The organism is Ideonella azotifigens (genome assembly GCF_021043325.1).
GTDB lineage: Bacteria > Pseudomonadota > Gammaproteobacteria > Burkholderiales > Burkholderiaceae_C > Ideonella > Ideonella azotifigens.
Genome location: NZ_JAJNKD010000026.1, coordinates 44359 through 59606 on the forward strand (window position 1 = coordinate 44359; position 15248 = coordinate 59606).

The window sequence follows — 15248 nt, forward strand, 5'->3', positions numbered from 1 at the left end:
GCACCGCCGTGGCGGAGGCGAGCCAGGGGAACCGAGGCCAGCTCGGTGGTCGCTCAACCCTCGAACAGATCGCTGCCCCGCTGCGGTGGCGTCACACCCAGGTGGCGGTAAGCCATCAAGGTGGCCACCCGCCCACGCGGCGTGCGCTGCAGGAAGCCCTGCTGGATCAGGTAGGGCTCGATCACGTCTTCGATCGTGCCGGGCTCTTCGCCAATCGCGGCGGCCACGTTTTCCAGGCCGACCGGGCCGCCGTCGAAGCGGTGCACCACGGCTTCGAGCAGCTTGCGGTCCATCAGGTCGAAGCCGCGTGAGTCCACGTCCAGCATCTTCAGCGCGGCGTCGGCCATTTCGCGGGTGATGCGGCCGGTGCCTTTGACGTCGGCGTAGTCGCGCACGCGGCGCAGCAGGCGGTTGGCAATGCGCGGCGTGCCGCGGCTGCGGCGGGCGATTTCGGTCGCGCCTTCGACGTCGATGGGCGCGTTCAGCAGCCGCGCCGAGCGGGTCACGATGCGGGCCAGTTCCTCGTCGGTGTAGAACTCCAGCCGGGTGACGATGCCGAAGCGGTCGCGCAGCGGGTTGGTCAGCATGCCGGCGCGGGTGGTGGCGCCCACGAGCGTGAAGGGTTGCAGGTCCAGCTTGATCGAGCGGGCGGCCGGGCCTTCGCCGATCATGATGTCGATCTGGTAGTCCTCCAGCGCCGGGTACAGGATTTCCTCGACCACGGCCGAGAGCCGGTGGATCTCGTCGATGAACAGCACGTCGTTCTTCTCGAGATTGGTCAGGATGGCCGCCAGGTCCTTGGGCTTTTCCAGCACCGGACCGCTGGTCTGGCGCAGGTTCACGCCCAGCTCATTGGCAATGATGTGGCTCAGCGTGGTCTTGCCCAGCCCCGGCGGGCCGAACAGCAGCACATGGTCCAGCGCCTCGCTGCGCTTCTTGGCCGCGCCAATGAAGATCTCCAGCTGTTCGCGCGCCTTCAGCTGGCCGACGTATTCGTCCAGCCCCTTGGGCCGCAGCGCGCGTTCCTGCGCTTCTTCCTGCGGCGTCACCGGTTGCGCGGTGACCACACGGGCCGGCCGGCTGGCGGCGGGGCCGAAATCGTCGGTCTGGATGGACATACAGGGATTATGGCCGGCCGGGACCGTGGCGGGGCTCAGTCTTGCAGCGGAACGGCCGCGAACATGGTGCGGTTTCTGGACGGGTGGCTTGGCAGATGCCCTGCGGCGCCGAAAGCTCGTCGCGGCTCGTCCCTTTCATTGCCCGCTTCGTCGCAGGCGGCTTGAAGCGCCCATGTCACGGTGGGAGGCTTGGCATCTTCCATGTCTGGCCAAAATCCCATGCCTACTCACAACCTTGTGCCCGCCCGTCGCCGCTTGTTCGGCCATGGCATCCGGCTCGCTGCAGTCGCGGTCATTGCCTTCAGTCCCGTCCTGCAGGTCCTGGCGGCGGCGCCGGCACCTGCCGAGCTGCGCGCGCAGCTGGACACGCTGCTCGCCAACGCAGTGCCGGCCGATGGGCCCGGCGCGGTGATGCTGGTGGCCCGTGGCGACACGGTGCTCTACCGCAGCGCGCGTGGCATGGCCAGCATCGAGCTTGGCGTGCCGCTGTCGCCGGACCAGGTGCTGCGCATCGGCTCGGTGACCAAGCAGTTCTCGGCGGCGGCCTTGCTGCAACTGGTGGACCAGGGACTGGCGAAGCTGGACGATCCGCTGTCCAAATACCTGCCGAGCTACCCCGGCGCAGACGGCATCACGCTGCAGCAACTGCTCAACCACACCTCGGGCGTGAAGAGCTTCACCAGCCTGCCGCGCTACATGGGCAATCCCATTCGGCGGGACCTGAGCACCGCGGAGATGATCGCCGAGTTCAGCGGCCAGCCGGTGGACTTCGCGCCCGGCGCGTCCTGGGCGTACAACAACTCCGGCTACGTGCTGGTGGGCGCGGTGATCGAGGCCATCACGAAGAAGACCTGGCACGCGCAGGTGGCGGCCATGCTGCAGCCGCTGGGCCTGGGCCGCACCCAGTATGACGATCCGGATCGCGTCATTTCCGGCATGGTGTCGGGTTACAGCAGCGGCGCCGCGGGCGTGGAGCGTGCGGGCCTGGTGAGCATGACGCAACCGCACGCAGCCGGCGCCTTGGTCAGCACGGTGGACGAACTCTGGCGCTGGAACCTGGCCCTGCATCGCGGCCGGGTGCTGAAGCCGGCGACCTACCTGCGCATGGTCACGCCCGAAGGCGCCCCGGCGCAGAAGGCGGCCTACGGCGATGGCATTTATGCCGAGACGCTGCGCGGCCAGCCCATGCTGCAGCACGGCGGCGGCATCCACGGCTTCAAGTCGGTGCTCATCTGGCTGCCGGCGGAGCAGCTCAGCGTGGTGGTGCTGCACAACAGCGACAGCAGCGCGCTGAACGTCGGCAACCTGGGGCGGCGAGTGGCAGCCATTGCCCTGGGCCAGCCCTTTCCGGATGGCCCCAAGCTGGACCTGCCGGTGAGTGAACTGGAGAAACTGCAAGGCGTGTGGCGCGCCGCTGGCAGCTCGGCCGCGGCGGATGACCGCTTGCTGCGTGTGAAGGACGGCGCCTTGTATGCGCAACGCGGTGAGGGGCGGCCACTCAAGCTGCGGCCCATCGCCGGCGGCCTCTTCCTGTTTGAGAACGCCCTGCACCGCCTGGAGACCGCGCCTGGCAGCGAGACGCTGCGCTACTTCGAGGGGGGCGAGGGCGACGGCGAGACCTGGCGCCGGGTCGGTCCGTTGCCGCCCTGAATGCATCGGGCGGCCTGCGGGCCTGCGGTCGCCGCTCAGGCGTAGGTGTCGATCTGCAGGCCCAGGCGGCGGGCGGGATCTTCGTCCTTCTTGCCCGCCAGCGGGTCGGCCGGATCGGACTGCGCTTGCGCCTGTGTGTCCTTCGATTCGCTGGACTTGGCTTCGCTCGCCTTGCGCCTGGCCTCGGCGTCCTGCGTGGCCTTGTTCTGCAGCGCGGTGATCTGCTGCTGCACCGACTGCATCTGCATCTGCAGCAGTTGCTGCTGCTTCTGCTTGTCCTCGGCACTCAGCGTGTCGTCCTTGGCCAGGTCCTTCAGGTCCTGCGCCAGGGTCTGCAACTGTTTTTGCAGCGCGGCGATCTGCGAGGCGGTGGTGGACGAGCTGCCGCTGCTGGCGCTGGCGGCGTTGGCGACAGTGGTGGAGGCGGCGACTTGCATGACCAGGATTTCGGCCTGGCTGTCTTGAAGCTGTATGTGATTTACGCAGTCGACACAAAGGGAGCCGCTGGCCGGGCCTGCGCGGGGAGGCGGCGTTCAGCCGGGAGCCGGCCCCAGCGAGTTGCGCAGCACCAACTCGGGCTGGAATTCGTGCACCAGCGGCAGCGACATTGCGTAGCACTGGTTCAGCAGCATGCGGCAGGCGTTCAGGCCCATGTTGTCGATGGCGATGCGGATGCTGGTCAAGCTGGGGCTGAGGTAGGCGGCCATTTCGTCGGCGTCGTCGTAGCCGATCACCGAAACCTCTTCCGGCATGCGTTTGCCGGCGGCATGCAGCCGGGCGATGGCGCCCATCGCCATCAGGTCATTGCAGCAGAACAGGCCGGTGAATTGTGCGCCGCCGGCCAGCAGCGCGCCGGTGGCCTCCGAGCCGCCCTTGGCGGTGAAAAGCCCGTCCACGCAGGGCACCTGCTCGCGGGCGATGCCGGCCGTGGCCAGCTCGTCGAAAAAACCCTGCAGGCGCTGCCGATTGTCCGGCGCCTCGGCCAGGCCGGCAATCACCGCCAGCTGCCGGTGGCCGTGGTCCAGGAAGGCCCGCCCGGCCAGCCGGCCGGCGGCGTGGTGATCCACCGAGAAACATGCGGCCTTCATGCGCACCACTTCGCGGTTGACCACGGCCACATGCGGGAAACGCTCCTGGAGGGCCAGCAGGTCTGCATCGGTCAGCGCGTTGGTGGTCACCAGGATGCCGTCGCAGCCGCGGTCCATCAGGAAGCGCACGCCGTCCTGGGCCTGGCGGCGCATGCTGGCCTGGCCGCAGCCATTGGCCGCGACCATGTGGCGCTCGTGGCTGCGCAATTCGCTTTCCACCGCATGCAGCATCGGGCCGTAGAACGGGCCCTTGAAGTCCGGCACATAGACGCCGATGGTGCCGCTGACCTGCGTGACCAGCGCGCGGGCAATGGTCGACGGCCGGAAGTCCAGCGTCTGCACCGCCGAGGCCACGCGCGCTGCCGCCTTGGCCGAGAACGAGCCGCGGCCGGAGAGCACCCGCGAAGCGGTGCCCACGCCGACGCCGGCGAGCTGGGCCACATCCTTGATCGTCGGCATCGTGTCTGTTTGAAAGCGGAATCGCTGGGGTCATTCACCGCCCGCCTGTTGCGCCGCAGCGCCTGGATCGCCTTGCTGGCGATCCTCGGTCAGGCCGTGGTGCCGACGGTGTCACGCCTGCTGGTGGCGGGCAATCCCACGTTGAGCGGCTGGGCCGGACTCTGTACACCTCGGGGTACCCGCCGGGTGGCCCTGGCGCCAGACCCGGGGCGCCGTCCAGCCCGGGGCTCGCCGGCAGCAGCGTGGGCAGGCGCATGCATTCGGCCGGCAGGGTCGGGTGCAGGCTGTCTACAATGATTCAGTGTTTTCCCTGAGTTAGCTTGCTGCCGTTTGTTGATCTTCCGCAACCCACGCTGCCAGCCCTTGTCGTACCAATGGAAGCCGTCTGGGACGGATCGTCATGACCTTTGATTCACGAGTTTCGCTGCGCGATGACCCGGTGCAGCAGTTGGCCTGCGGTGATGTGTTGTTCGAGGCCGGTGGCATGGGCACGGTCTGGCAGCTGACGGCAGGTGCGTTGCGCCTGGACCGGGCCACGGTGGACGGCCAGCGCTTCATGCAGATCGTGCTGCCTGGCGACCTGATCGGCCTGGAACTGCTGGCGGCCTACCCGTATGCCAACACCGCGCGCGCCATCGTGCCCAGCGAAGCCCGCCGGCGGGTGCTGGCCAGTGACGCCGAGCGCCGGCTGGTCCTGATGGAAGGCCTGCTGCAGCAGCAGCGCCGCGGCGAGGACCTGGTGGCGCTGCGCAGCAGCTCGGCGCAGGACCGGCTGAAGGCCTTGCTGCTGATGCTGGCGCCGGAGGACGACGCACCGTGGATCGGCGAGGAGGCCCATACGCCCCTGCCGACCATCAAGGACATGGCAGCCATCATCGACACTTCGCCCGAGACCGTCTCGCGCATCTTCGCCAACCTCAAGCGCACCCAGATCCTCGATGGCCGCGAGCGCCAAAGCGCGCGCTTCAGCCGCGCCCGCCTGCGCGAAAGCGAATGGCCGGCCGGCATGACGCGCAGCGACGGTGGGGCCCGGGTGCGCGATCATCTGGGGGCCTGAGCGGCTGCGGCTGCATCTCATGGCCACCCGACAGCAGGAGACAAAACACCGATGCAAGCTTTCAAGACCCCGTCCTTCTTCACCCGAGCCACATGGGCGCTGGGCCTGCTGGCTGCCAGCGCAGCAGTGCTGGCCGAGCCGCCCGCGGTGACCGACTTGTGGGTGCGCGGCACCGTCGCCCAGCAAAAGGCCACCGGGGCCTTCATGCAACTGCGCTCCGCCCAGGGCAGCCGGCTGGTTAGCGTGGCCACGCCGCTGGCCGGCATGGCAGAAGTGCACGAGATGAAGATGGTGGGCGACGTGATGAAGATGGGCGAAGTGGCGGGCGGCCTGGAGCTGCCAGCCGGCAAGGCCGTCAAGCTCCAGCCCGGCGGCTTCCACGTCATGCTGATGGACCTGAAGCAGCCGCTGAAGGCCGGCGACCAGGTGCCGCTGACGCTGACCTTCAAGAATGCCGACGGCAAGACGGAGCAGTTGACCGTGCAGGCGCCGGTGCGCGCGCTCGGAGCTTCAGCGCCCGGCCCTGCGCTGGAACATTGAGCCCGAAGGGACTCAGCCCAGCGACTTCAACGCCAGCTTGATGCCTTCGCTGACGCCCACGTCCGGCGGCAGCTTCTTCAGCGCCGCCGCCGCGTCCTTCTCGTTGTAGCCCAGCGCCATCAGCGCCTGCACGATGTCGGCCTGCGCGTCGGTCGCCACGCTGGCGCCCACGCCCGGCAGTTCGGCGCCCAGCTTGCCCTTGAGCTCCAGCAGCAGCCGCTCGGCGGTTTTCTTGCCAATGCCCGGCACCTTCTGCAGCCGCGCGCCTTCCTGCCGTGTCACCGCGCCTGCCAGGTCCGAGACCGACAGGCCCGAGAGAATGGACAGCGCCGTGCGCGGCCCGATGCCGCTGATCTTCACGACCTCGCGGAACGTGGCCCGCTCTTCTGCCGTCAGGAAGCCGTAGAGCAAGTTGGCGTCTTCGCGCACCACCTGGTGCACCAGCAGCGTCACCTTCTCGCCCAGTCCCGGCAGGTTGTAGAACGTGCTCATCGGCACGTCCACCTCGTAGCCGACGCCCTGCACGTCAATGAGCACCAGCGGAGGGGACTTTTCCGCAATCAAACCCGTGAGACGACCGATCATGTGCGGGATTATCGTTTGGCTCACAATCGCGCCCCAATGATCCTCCGCCACACCTTTTCCCCGCTCGACAACACACGGCTGGCCCACCTCTGCGGCCCGTTGGACGAGCACCTGCGGTCCATCGAGGCCATGCTGCCGCTGAGCATCACGCGGCGGCAGGGCGCGTTCAAGATCGATGGCAGCAAGCGCGACGCCGAGCGCGTGCTGGCGATGCTGGAGATGCTCTACGAGCGGGCAAAAAAGCCCATCACTGCCGAGACCTTCCAGCTGGCGCTGGACGACCTGCGCCGTGGTGGCGCGCCGGTGCACCTGCCGGACGCGGCCGAGGGCGACATCGTGCTGCACACCCGGCGCGCCGACCTGACCGCGCGCACGCCAAACCAGTTACAGTACCTGCGCCACATCATGGCGCACGACATCAGCTTCGGCATCGGCCCGGCCGGCACCGGCAAGACCTTCCTGGCGGTGGCCGCGGCGGTGGACGCACTGGAGCGCAGCTCGGTGCAGCGCATCGTGCTGACGCGCCCGGCGGTGGAAGCCGGCGAGCGGCTGGGTTTCCTGCCGGGCGACCTGACCCAGAAGGTCGACCCCTACCTGCGCCCGCTGTACGACGCGCTGTACGACCTGATGGGCTTCGACCGCGTGACCAAGGCCTTCGAGAAGGCCACGCTGGAGATCGCGCCGCTGGCCTTCATGCGCGGCCGCACGCTGAACCATTCCTTCATCATCCTGGACGAGGCGCAGAACACCACGCCCGAGCAGATGAAGATGTTCCTGACCCGCATCGGCTTCGGCTCCAAGGCGGTGGTGACCGGCGACGTGAGCCAGATCGACCTGCCGCGCGGCATGCCCAGCGGGCTGATCGACGCGGCCGAAGTGCTGCGCGACGTGAAAGGCATTGCGATGACCCGCTTTACCTCGGCCGACGTGGTGCGCCACCCGCTGGTGGCCCGCATCGTCGACGCTTACGACAGCCAGCGCGAAGAGCGCGAGCGCGTGCATGAACGGCAGCGCAAGCTGGAGACGCGCTGATGGCCGGCGTCAAGCCCGCTGCAAAGCCCGAGCTGAGCCTTTCGCTGCAGTTCGCCGACCCGGCGCACCGCGCCCAACTGCCGCGCCACAAGGTCATGCGCTGGATCCGCGCCGCGCTGGAAGCGCCGGGCGAGATCACGGTGCGCATCGTCGGCGAGGAAGAAGGCCGTCGCCTGAACCACGAGTTCCGTCACAAGGACTACGCGACCAACGTGCTGACCTTCGACTACGAGCACGAGCCGCTGGTGATGGCCGACCTGATCCTCTGTGCGCCGGTGGTCGAGAAGGAAGCCAGGGAACTCAAGCTCCCCGTGGCCGACCACTACGCCCACCTGCTGGTGCACGGCACCTTGCACGCCCAGGGCTACGACCACGAGGACGACGACGTCGAAGCCGAAGCCATGGAAGCCCGCGAAACTCAGATCCTGCTCGGGCTGGGCCTGCACGATCCGTATCCGGACAAGCGCTGAGCGACTGCGGCCTGGCTCAGAACCCCAGCACGAAACAGGCGCCGCCACTTGGTCGCTTGGCGTGGCGCACGGTGCCGCCGAGGCCGTGCACCAGTTGCCTCACGACCGCCAGCCCGATGCCGCGGCCCTGGGCCTTGGTGGAGAAGAAGGGCGTGAAGACCTGGGTTTCCAGGCCTGGGGCCACGCCGGGACCGTTGTCGCTGACGGTGATGGCCAGTCGACCGCCTCGACCCAGGCGCGCTTGCAGCAGCAAAGCCGGTGCGGCGCCGGGGTCATGGTGATCGGTTCGCTGGAGACAGGCTTCCAGCGCATTGCGTGCCAGGTTCAACAGGGCCTGTTCGAGTTGGGCGGGATCGGTGCGCAGTTGCAGGCTGTCAGGGGTGACTTCGCAACGCACCGTGCCACCCGCTGCCGACCAGTCCGCAGCCACCAGGTGCTGCACGCCAGACAGCAACTGCGCCACCTCCACCACCTGCCATTGCGGCGCCGGCCACTGGCTGACCGAGCGGTAGCTTTCCACGAAGGCCAGCAGCTGTGCCGACCGGCGGGCGATGGCCTCCAGCGCTTCAGCCAAGTCCGGTTGCGCCTGCGCGGCTTCGGCAAGCAATTCGATGGCGCTACCAGAGAGCGACGCGATGGGCGTCAGCGAGTTCATGATCTCGTGCGTCAGCACCCGCACCAGTTGCTGCCAGGCCACCAGGGCCTCGGTTTCAAGTTCCGATTCGATGGGCATCAGTGCGACCAGCCGCGTGGTCTCATTTCCCAATTGCAGCGGTGCGCTGGCCATCAATGCACGCTCGCTGCCTCGCTCGCCCTCGAAGCTCAGCACTTCGCGGTGTCTGCCTTCGGTTGGCGTTCTCGCGACCCGTTCTCGCAGCGCAGCTGCAGCCACGCCGCCGGGCGCGCCACCCGGTGCCATCAGCCGGCGTGCGGCCACGTTCAGCGGCAGCGCTTCGAGCGCATCCACACGCCAAAGTGCTACCGGCGCATGTGCGAGCGCCGCTTCCAGCGCCCGGTGCTGTACCAGATCCGCATCGCGCTGGGCGGCGGTGGGCGGCGGCTCTGCCAATGCGATGGGTGCCGGCGCCCGCAGCCCGCGCAGGTGGTACAAGCCCAGCGCAAGCAGAGCGGCTGCGGTCAGCGCCAGTGCCGACAAGGTGCGCGGCGAATCGGCGCAGGCCACGGCGGCTGCGCTGATGGCGCACAGGCCAAGCGCGCTGATGGCCACGCCTGTCCTGCGGTGTCGCGTGGGATTGGCGGTGCCGTCAGAGCCCATGTTTTTCCAGCCGCCGGTACAGGGCGGCGCGGCTCACGCCCAGCAGTTTGGCAGCCTGGCTGATGTTGCCCTGGGCTTGCGCCAGCGCGGCTGCCACGGCGTCGCGTTCGCGTCTTGCGAGGTGCAGCGGGGCCTTGCCCTCCACGGCGGCAACGGCATGGAGGGGCAGCGCAAAGTCTTCTGGCTGAAGCACCGACCCGGTGGCCAGGATGCTGGCGCGCTCGCATGCATGGCGCAGCGCGCGCACATTGCCGGGCCAGTCGTGCCCTTGAAGGACCTGGGCGGCTGCCTCGCTGAGCCCGCGCAGCGGCTTGCCGTGTTGACGGGCGTAGAGGGCAAGATAGTGCGCGGCCAGCGGCAGCACGTCGTCTGGGCGATCTCGCAGTGGGGGCACGCGCAGCACGATGGTGTTGAGCCGCCACAGCAGGTCAGCGCGGAACTGCTGAGGGTCGAACAAGCCGGCTTCCGGCAGGTTGGTGGCGCTGACGATGCGCACGTCCACCGCTTCGGGGGTGTCGGCGCCCAGTGGCGTGACCTGCCTGCGCTCCAGCGCCGTCAGCAGCTTGGCCTGCTGCGGCAGCGGCAGGTTGCCGATTTCGTCGAGGAACAGGGTGCCCCCGCGCGCAGCCTGGAAGCGGCCGGCACGGGCCTGGCGTGCGTCGGTGAAGCTGCCGGCGCGGTGGCCGAACAGTTCGCTCTCGAAGGTGCTGGCCGGCAGCGTACCCATGTCCACCGCCAGGAAAGGCCCGGCTGTGCGCTTGGAGGCCTGGTGCACGGCCTGCGCCACCAGTTCCTTGCCCACGCCGTTTTCGCCGAGGATCAGCACATTCGCTTCAGTGGGCGCGACGCTGGCGATCTGCGCGCGCAGGGCTTGCATGGCAGGTGAGCCGCCCAGCAGCGGCGAGCCCGCTGCGCTGGCGGGTGCGCGCCGCGCCAGTGCAGCGGCAATGCTGGCCACCATGCGGGCGTTGTCCCAGGGCTTGGTGACGAAATCAACGGCGCCCAGTTGCAGCGCCTGCACCGCCAGATCGACTTCGGCATAGGCGGTCATGGCGATCACTGCCGGCGCGTCGCGGCGTGCGGCGAGTTGCCGCAGCACCGTGAGCCCATGCGCGCCGTCGGCTTCGCCCGGCGCGAAGTTCAGGTCCAGCAGCAGCAGGTCGGGCTTGAAGCGTTCGATGGCGGCCAACAGGCCCCCAGGCTGCTGCAGCGTCATCACTTCGCTGAAGCGGCGCCGCAGCAGCAGCCGCGCAGCCGTCGCCACATCGGCGTCGTCATCGAGGATCAGCAGGCGGGGCAAAGGCGCTTCGGTCATGCGGGCTGGCATCTTGCCAGCGCCTGCGCATGCCTCGCAAACTGGCGCAGCGAAAGTGTCCGCTTCCGGACGCCCGGGTGTGCGAAGGCGCACGCCAGGCGCAGTGGCGTTGTCGCCAAGTCCTTGATTTTCCGGGGTGGGCTTGCTGGCACCCGCCTTGCAAAGTGCGGGTCATGAATTTTCGATTCGGCTTGTTGGGCGTCTGGCGCCGGGTGTGGCGAAGCCCCACGCAAACCATGATTGCCATCAGTGCGCTGGGCTTGGCAATGGGGCTGGCCTGCCTGGCCGCGGCATTGGTGCGGGATCATCTGCAAGCCGATGCAGGGGTGCTGGCCTCGTCCGGCGTGGTGACCTTCGAGCGGCGCGCACGAGGCTCCGAGGGCAACGCTGTGGCCGAATGGTCCGGGTTTGTGCCCGCCTCTGCCCTGCGGGAAGCCCTGCAGGCGGAAGGCGCCCCCATGGCGGCCAGCGCCCGGGTGGACAGCGTGAACTGGGCTTTGCGGGGCACTGGCCGAGCGGTGCGGATGCGCGCCATGCTGGCGGATCCAGAGTTGACCTCCCTGTTCATGCTGCCGGTGCGTGCCGGAGACCTGTCGGCCGTGCTCACCCGGCCCGATGGTGTGGCCCTGACCGAAGCGGCCGCGGAGCAGCTGTTCGGTGCAGAGGGGTCGCCGGGCGATTGGCTGGGTCGCCAGGTTCGGCTTGCCGGGCCAGAAGCAGCGGGCACGCCCACCACCTGGACGGTGGCGGCCGTGCTGGGGCCGGTGCCTGCCCAGGCGATGCTGCGCGAGTTCGATGCCATTTTTGGCTTCGACTCGGCGCCGGTGCGGGCGCGAGGGCAAAAGCTTGGTGGATGGTGGTTCGCAGGCAGCGCGCTGTATGCCCGGCTGCTGCCGCAGGCGCACGCGGAACAACTCGGAGCCTGGGCGCAGCGGGCTGCCGATCAACACCGCCAGTTGAACAGTCCGGGCGACGACTATCGCGCCATGTCGCTGGACGAATGGGGCTTGCGAGGCGACGGCAGCACCCTGCGCTGGCGGCAGATGCTGAGCCTGGGGCTGGCGGCCCTGGTCACCTTGCTGCTGGCTGCGGTGCATGTGGTGAACCTTGGCAGCGTCAGCTTGCTGCGCCGCCAGCGCGAGATCGCGCTGCGCAAGACGCTGGGCGCGGGGCCGGGCGCCCTGTGGCTGATGCTTTGTGGTGAGGCGCTGGTGGTGGCGATGGCGGCCAGCCTGCTCGGTCTTTTGCTGGCCTGGTGGGTCACGCCGCTGGCCGAGGCGCTGCTGCCGCACCGGTTTGATCACCCCGTGCTGTCGCCTGCGTCTGTGGTCGCCAGCCTGGCCGGGGGCGCGCTGCTGGCGCTGCTCACCGGCGCGCCTTTGGCATGGCTGGCACTGCGGGTGCCTTGCGCGGCTGCATTGGCGGGCCGCGCGCATGACGAGGGCCGTGGTGCCCGTGGGTTGCGGCGGGCGCTGACCGCGGTGCAGTTCGGTGCAGCGGCGGGGCTGGCGACGGTGGCGCTGACGGTGGCGGCCCAGGGCTGGCTGGCCGGCGAAAGGGAGTTGGGCTATCAATTGCAGGGGCGCTGGGGCCTGGACCTGCCAGATGGCGAACTGGCCGGGCTGCTTTCGGGTGCCGAGCAGACCGTGGCGCCTGGGCCGGACCTGCTGCTGGCGTCCTTGGCACGTTTACCGGGGGTGGTGCGGGTGACCAGCAGTTCGGATCTGCCCGGGCGCAACCAGCTCGGTTTTTCGGGCGAGTTCCAGCGGCCAGGAGGTCGGGTGGTGGCGATGCGCATTGCGAGCCGCATCGGCCCGGGATTCTTCGAGACCTATGGCGTGCCGCTGCTGGCGGGGCGTCTCTCTGCGGACCATCGTGTCGAGGCGCAGAGCGGCGCGGTGGTGCTGGACCGCAGCGCCGTGGCCGCGCTGGGATTTGCCAGCCCCGAGGCGGCCATTGGCCAGGTGCTGCAATCGGCGCTCAGGCAAGGCTCGCCTGCAAAAACGGTGGCGGCGGTGGTGCCCGATCTTCGATTGGAGAGCGCACGCGAGCCGCATGTGCCCACCTTGTTCGATCTGACTGCGCTGCGGCAAGCTGCGCTCACGCTGTGGACGCGCGATGCCGCAGCCACCCGTCAGGCGCTGCCCGCCTGGGTGGCGCAATGGGTGCCGGAGGAAACCGTCGTGGCCTCGCCCGTGGCCGAGCAACTGGCCGTGCAGTACCGGGATGATCGGCGCATGGCAGGCCTGATTGCAGTGGCGGGCCTGGTGGCCTTGCTGATGGCCGGTGTGGGCCTGTATGCGATGGCAGCGCACACCCTGAGGATGAAGCAGCGCGAGATCGTGCTGCGCAAGCTGCATGGCGCCGGACGCCGGGATGTGGCACTTCTGTTGCTGAGGGAGTTTGCCGGGGCTGCTGCGGCCGGCGTTGTGGTGGGCCTGCCGTTGGCCTGGTGGGCCGGCGAGTGGTACCTGAGCCAGTTCGCGGTGCGTGTGCCGCTGGGGGCATGGCCCATGCTGCTGGCTTGCCTGATCCTCACGTTGGTGGCGGGGCTGGCGGTGACCCGGCATCTGCTGGCCGCTTTTCGCCTGCGGCCTGCGCAGGCCCTTGCAATCGAGCCGGCATGACCGCGGCGGAACTGCGCACTGCCGGCGGCCCGCAGAGCGGCGCGGCCATGGACCGGGTCGTGCCGATCAGCCAGCACTTGCGCTGGCTGCGGCGGCTGGCTGCGCTTTGCATGGCGTTGCTGGTGCTCTGGGGCGCCAGTTGGCTGTGGCAAGCGCGCAGCCCCGGCGTGTCCGTGAGGCTTGCGGACGTGGACCTGGGCTTGGTGGCGAACGGCACCTTCCATGATGAGCTGAGCCTCAGTGCGACGGTGGCGCCTCAGCAGTCGGTGATGCTGGACACGACGGAGGGCGGGCGGGTGGATGCGGTGCTGGTGGCTGATGGGACACGGGTCAGGCGCGGCGATGAACTGCTGCGCCTGTCAAACCCACAGAGGGAGCTGGAACTGATGGCCCGATCGGCCGAGGTGGCGCAGCAATTGGCCAATCTGTCCGGCTTGAGGGCGCAATGGGTGGCCAGCCATGCGTTGTTGCAGCGAGAGCTTCAGCAGCGCAGCTTCGAGCTGGTGCGCCAGGAGAAAGCGCATGCGCGGACGGTGGATCTGGCCCGGCAAGGTTTTGTCTCGGCCGCTGCGGCGGAGGATTCGGCCGATCAACTGGCGCAACTGCGAACAATGCTGGCGCAGCAACAGGCCGACAGCGAGGCCGAAGAGCGAACCCGCAGCCAGTCGGTGACCGAGATGGCGCGGGCGGTGGAAGGCTTGAGTCGGCGGCTGCAGCTGATGCGGGACGACGGTGCCCTGGCGCTGCGTGCGCCTGCGGATGGCCGTTTGACAGGCTTTGCTCCCCAGGTGGGCGCCACCATGAAGGCCGGCGACCGCTTGGGGCGAATCGACAGCGCCGACCGGTTCCTGCTGTCGGCGGCCGTCGACGAGTTCTATCTGGGCCGGGTGGCAGTGGGCCTGGCGGCCCAGGTCGAAATGGGCGAGCGCCGTTGGCCGATGCAGGTGGCACGCATCGACCCACAGGTGCAAAACGGGCGCTTTCGTGTCGAGCTGCAGTTCGACGCCAGCGTGCCCGCAGCCATGCAAGCCCAGCTGTCCGCCGGCCAGACCCTGGCCGCCTCCGTGCGCCTGGGGCGACCCGCCCCTGCCCTGCTGTTGCCCGATGGTGCTTTTTATGCGGACACGGGCGGCGCCTGGGTGTTTGTCGTGGACGCCGAAGGCGCACAAGCCGAGCGCCGCGCAGTGCGGCTGGGCCGCCGGGCCGCCGGCCAGATCGAGGTGCTGGCGGGCTTGGCGCCTGGCGAGCGCGTCCTCACTTCCAGCTATCGGGCGTTTGCCACCGCGCAGGCGCTGAGGCTGCAGCGCTGATCCATCAATTGCAAGGACTTCACGATGTTCAAAATGAGCCAACTGAGCAAGGTCTACCGGAGTGGGGAGGTGCAGACGACGGCACTGGACCACATCGACCTGGAGATCGATGCGGGTGAATACCTGGCCATCACCGGGCCTTCAGGCTGCGGCAAGTCCACACTGCTGGGCCTGCTGGGCTTGCTGGATGTGCCCAGCAGCGGCCACTACTGGTTCGACGGCGAGGATGTGGCAGGCTGGTCCGAGCGGGCGCTGCACAAGCTGCGCCGAGGTCGCATCGGATTCGTGTTCCAGAGCTTCAATCTGCTGGACGATTTGACCGTGGCCGAGAACATCGGCCTTGCACTGGCGTATGGCGAACTTGCGTCGCGCGAGCGCACGCTGCGGGTGGGCGAGGCAATGGAGCGCCTGGGGGTGAGCCATCGCGCTGGCCATCGCCCGAGCCAGCTCTCCGGCGGTCAGCAGCAGCGGGTCGCGATCGCGCGCGCCATCGTCTCGCGGCCCGCGCTGTTGCTGGCCGACGAGCCGACGGGCAACCTTGACAGCGCGCATGGCGAGGAGGTGATGCGGCTGCTGCGCGAGCTGAACGCCGAGGGCACGACGCTGGTGATGGTCACCCACTCGCCGTTCCACGCGGCGCAGGCGTCGCGCGTGTTGCGGCTGCTGGATGGTCGGGTGCTGGTGGATGCCGCCGTGGTGGCCTGACCCGCGCGGTTGCGCG

14 protein-coding genes are annotated in these 15248 nt (G+C 68.9%); 8 read left to right on the plus strand and 6 right to left on the minus strand.

Annotated elements, in window-relative coordinates; translation table 11 throughout:
* Positions 1–53: 53 nt before the first annotated feature.
* Positions 54–1118: a Holliday junction branch migration DNA helicase RuvB gene (gene ruvB, locus LRH25_RS31155; RefSeq protein ID WP_141287081.1), complete on the minus strand. Its 1065-nt coding sequence runs from the start codon at positions 1116–1118 to the stop codon at positions 54–56.
* A gap of 219 nt (positions 1119–1337) precedes the next feature.
* Between ruvB and LRH25_RS31160 the strand changes: the two genes are divergently transcribed.
* On the plus strand, positions 1338–2768 hold the full coding sequence (locus LRH25_RS31160) for a serine hydrolase domain-containing protein (RefSeq protein ID WP_231013154.1): 1431 nt from the start codon (positions 1338–1340) through the stop codon (positions 2766–2768).
* A gap of 35 nt (positions 2769–2803) precedes the next feature.
* Here the strand turns inward: LRH25_RS31160 and LRH25_RS31165 are convergent, their stop codons facing one another.
* Both LRH25_RS31165 and LRH25_RS31170 read right to left on the minus strand, forming a co-directional pair.
* Complete coding sequence (locus LRH25_RS31165; protein WP_141287085.1) at positions 2804–3205, minus strand: FlxA-like family protein; 402 nt, start codon at positions 3203–3205, stop codon at positions 2804–2806.
* 96 nt (positions 3206–3301) lie between these two features.
* Positions 3302–4315: a LacI family DNA-binding transcriptional regulator gene (locus tag LRH25_RS31170; protein WP_141287087.1), complete on the minus strand. Its 1014-nt coding sequence runs from the start codon at positions 4313–4315 to the stop codon at positions 3302–3304.
* 400 nt (positions 4316–4715) lie between these two features.
* Here LRH25_RS31170 and LRH25_RS31175 point away from each other — a divergent pair, with 400 nt between their 5' ends.
* Complete coding sequence (locus LRH25_RS31175; RefSeq protein ID WP_141287089.1) at positions 4716–5372, plus strand: Crp/Fnr family transcriptional regulator; 657 nt, start codon at positions 4716–4718, stop codon at positions 5370–5372.
* 51 nt (positions 5373–5423) lie between these two features.
* Positions 5424–5912, plus strand: coding sequence for a copper chaperone PCu(A)C (locus LRH25_RS31180; protein WP_141287091.1), 489 nt, complete (start codon positions 5424–5426; stop codon positions 5910–5912).
* A gap of 12 nt (positions 5913–5924) precedes the next feature.
* Here the strand turns inward: LRH25_RS31180 and ruvA are convergent, their stop codons facing one another.
* A complete protein-coding gene (gene ruvA / locus LRH25_RS31185; protein ID WP_141287093.1) occupies positions 5925–6497 on the minus strand; it encodes a Holliday junction branch migration protein RuvA in 573 nt (190 codons plus the stop codon).
* Between the two features lie 36 nt (positions 6498–6533).
* Between ruvA and LRH25_RS31190 the strand changes: the two genes are divergently transcribed.
* The gene (locus LRH25_RS31190) at positions 6534–7529 is read left to right on the plus strand and encodes a PhoH family protein (RefSeq protein ID WP_141287095.1); all 996 of its coding nucleotides are present in this window, start codon (positions 6534–6536) and stop codon (positions 7527–7529) included.
* Entirely contained in the window at positions 7529–7999 is a 471-nt protein-coding gene (ybeY, locus tag LRH25_RS31195) for an rRNA maturation RNase YbeY (RefSeq protein WP_141287097.1), read from the plus strand. Before LRH25_RS31190 ends, ybeY begins: the two co-directional genes overlap by 1 nt.
* Before the next feature lie 16 nt (positions 8000–8015).
* Here the strand turns inward: ybeY and LRH25_RS31200 are convergent, their stop codons facing one another.
* Both LRH25_RS31200 and LRH25_RS31205 read right to left on the minus strand, forming a co-directional pair.
* Positions 8016–9275: a sensor histidine kinase gene (locus LRH25_RS31200; RefSeq protein ID WP_231013155.1), complete on the minus strand. Its 1260-nt coding sequence runs from the start codon at positions 9273–9275 to the stop codon at positions 8016–8018.
* Positions 9265–10590 carry a sigma-54-dependent transcriptional regulator gene (locus LRH25_RS31205; protein ID WP_141290839.1) on the minus strand — a complete coding sequence of 442 codons (1326 nt, stop codon included), beginning with the start codon at positions 10588–10590 and terminating at the stop codon, positions 9265–9267. The genes LRH25_RS31200 and LRH25_RS31205 overlap by 11 nt, the downstream gene beginning before the upstream one ends.
* Before the next feature lie 236 nt (positions 10591–10826).
* Here LRH25_RS31205 and LRH25_RS31210 point away from each other — a divergent pair, with 236 nt between their 5' ends.
* The 3 genes from LRH25_RS31210 to LRH25_RS31220 are packed head-to-tail and all read left to right on the plus strand — an operon-like array spanning position 10827 to position 15232.
* Entirely contained in the window at positions 10827–13217 is a 2391-nt protein-coding gene (locus tag LRH25_RS31210) for an ABC transporter permease (RefSeq protein ID WP_231013156.1), read from the plus strand.
* Entirely contained in the window at positions 13214–14527 is a 1314-nt protein-coding gene (locus LRH25_RS31215; RefSeq protein ID WP_170201037.1) for an efflux RND transporter periplasmic adaptor subunit, read from the plus strand. Before LRH25_RS31210 ends, LRH25_RS31215 begins: the two co-directional genes overlap by 4 nt.
* A gap of 24 nt (positions 14528–14551) precedes the next feature.
* Positions 14552–15232, plus strand: coding sequence for an ABC transporter ATP-binding protein (locus LRH25_RS31220; RefSeq protein ID WP_141290101.1), 681 nt, complete (start codon positions 14552–14554; stop codon positions 15230–15232).
* Positions 15233–15248: the final 16 nt, after the last annotated feature.

Coding starts and splice junctions, on each gene's coding strand:
- ruvB (WP_141287081.1), bottom strand. CDS start 1,118: ATGTCCATCCAGACCGACGATTTCGGCCCCGCCGCCAGCCGGCCGGCC.
- LRH25_RS31160 (WP_231013154.1), top strand. CDS start 1,338: ATGCCTACTCACAACCTTGTGCCCGCCCGTCGCCGCTTGTTCGGCCAT.
- LRH25_RS31165 (WP_141287085.1), bottom strand. CDS start 3,205: ATGCAAGTCGCCGCCTCCACCACTGTCGCCAACGCCGCCAGCGCCAGC.
- LRH25_RS31170 (WP_141287087.1), bottom strand. CDS start 4,315: ATGCCGACGATCAAGGATGTGGCCCAGCTCGCCGGCGTCGGCGTGGGC.
- LRH25_RS31175 (WP_141287089.1), top strand. CDS start 4,716: ATGACCTTTGATTCACGAGTTTCGCTGCGCGATGACCCGGTGCAGCAG.
- LRH25_RS31180 (WP_141287091.1), top strand. CDS start 5,424: ATGCAAGCTTTCAAGACCCCGTCCTTCTTCACCCGAGCCACATGGGCG.
- ruvA (WP_141287093.1), bottom strand. CDS start 6,497: ATGATCGGTCGTCTCACGGGTTTGATTGCGGAAAAGTCCCCTCCGCTG.
- LRH25_RS31190 (WP_141287095.1), top strand. CDS start 6,534: ATGATCCTCCGCCACACCTTTTCCCCGCTCGACAACACACGGCTGGCC.
- ybeY (WP_141287097.1), top strand. CDS start 7,529: ATGGCCGGCGTCAAGCCCGCTGCAAAGCCCGAGCTGAGCCTTTCGCTG.
- LRH25_RS31200 (WP_231013155.1), bottom strand. CDS start 9,275: ATGGGCTCTGACGGCACCGCCAATCCCACGCGACACCGCAGGACAGGC.
- LRH25_RS31205 (WP_141290839.1), bottom strand. CDS start 10,590: ATGACCGAAGCGCCTTTGCCCCGCCTGCTGATCCTCGATGACGACGCC.
- LRH25_RS31210 (WP_231013156.1), top strand. CDS start 10,827: ATGATTGCCATCAGTGCGCTGGGCTTGGCAATGGGGCTGGCCTGCCTG.
- LRH25_RS31215 (WP_170201037.1), top strand. CDS start 13,214: ATGACCGCGGCGGAACTGCGCACTGCCGGCGGCCCGCAGAGCGGCGCG.
- LRH25_RS31220 (WP_141290101.1), top strand. CDS start 14,552: ATGTTCAAAATGAGCCAACTGAGCAAGGTCTACCGGAGTGGGGAGGTG.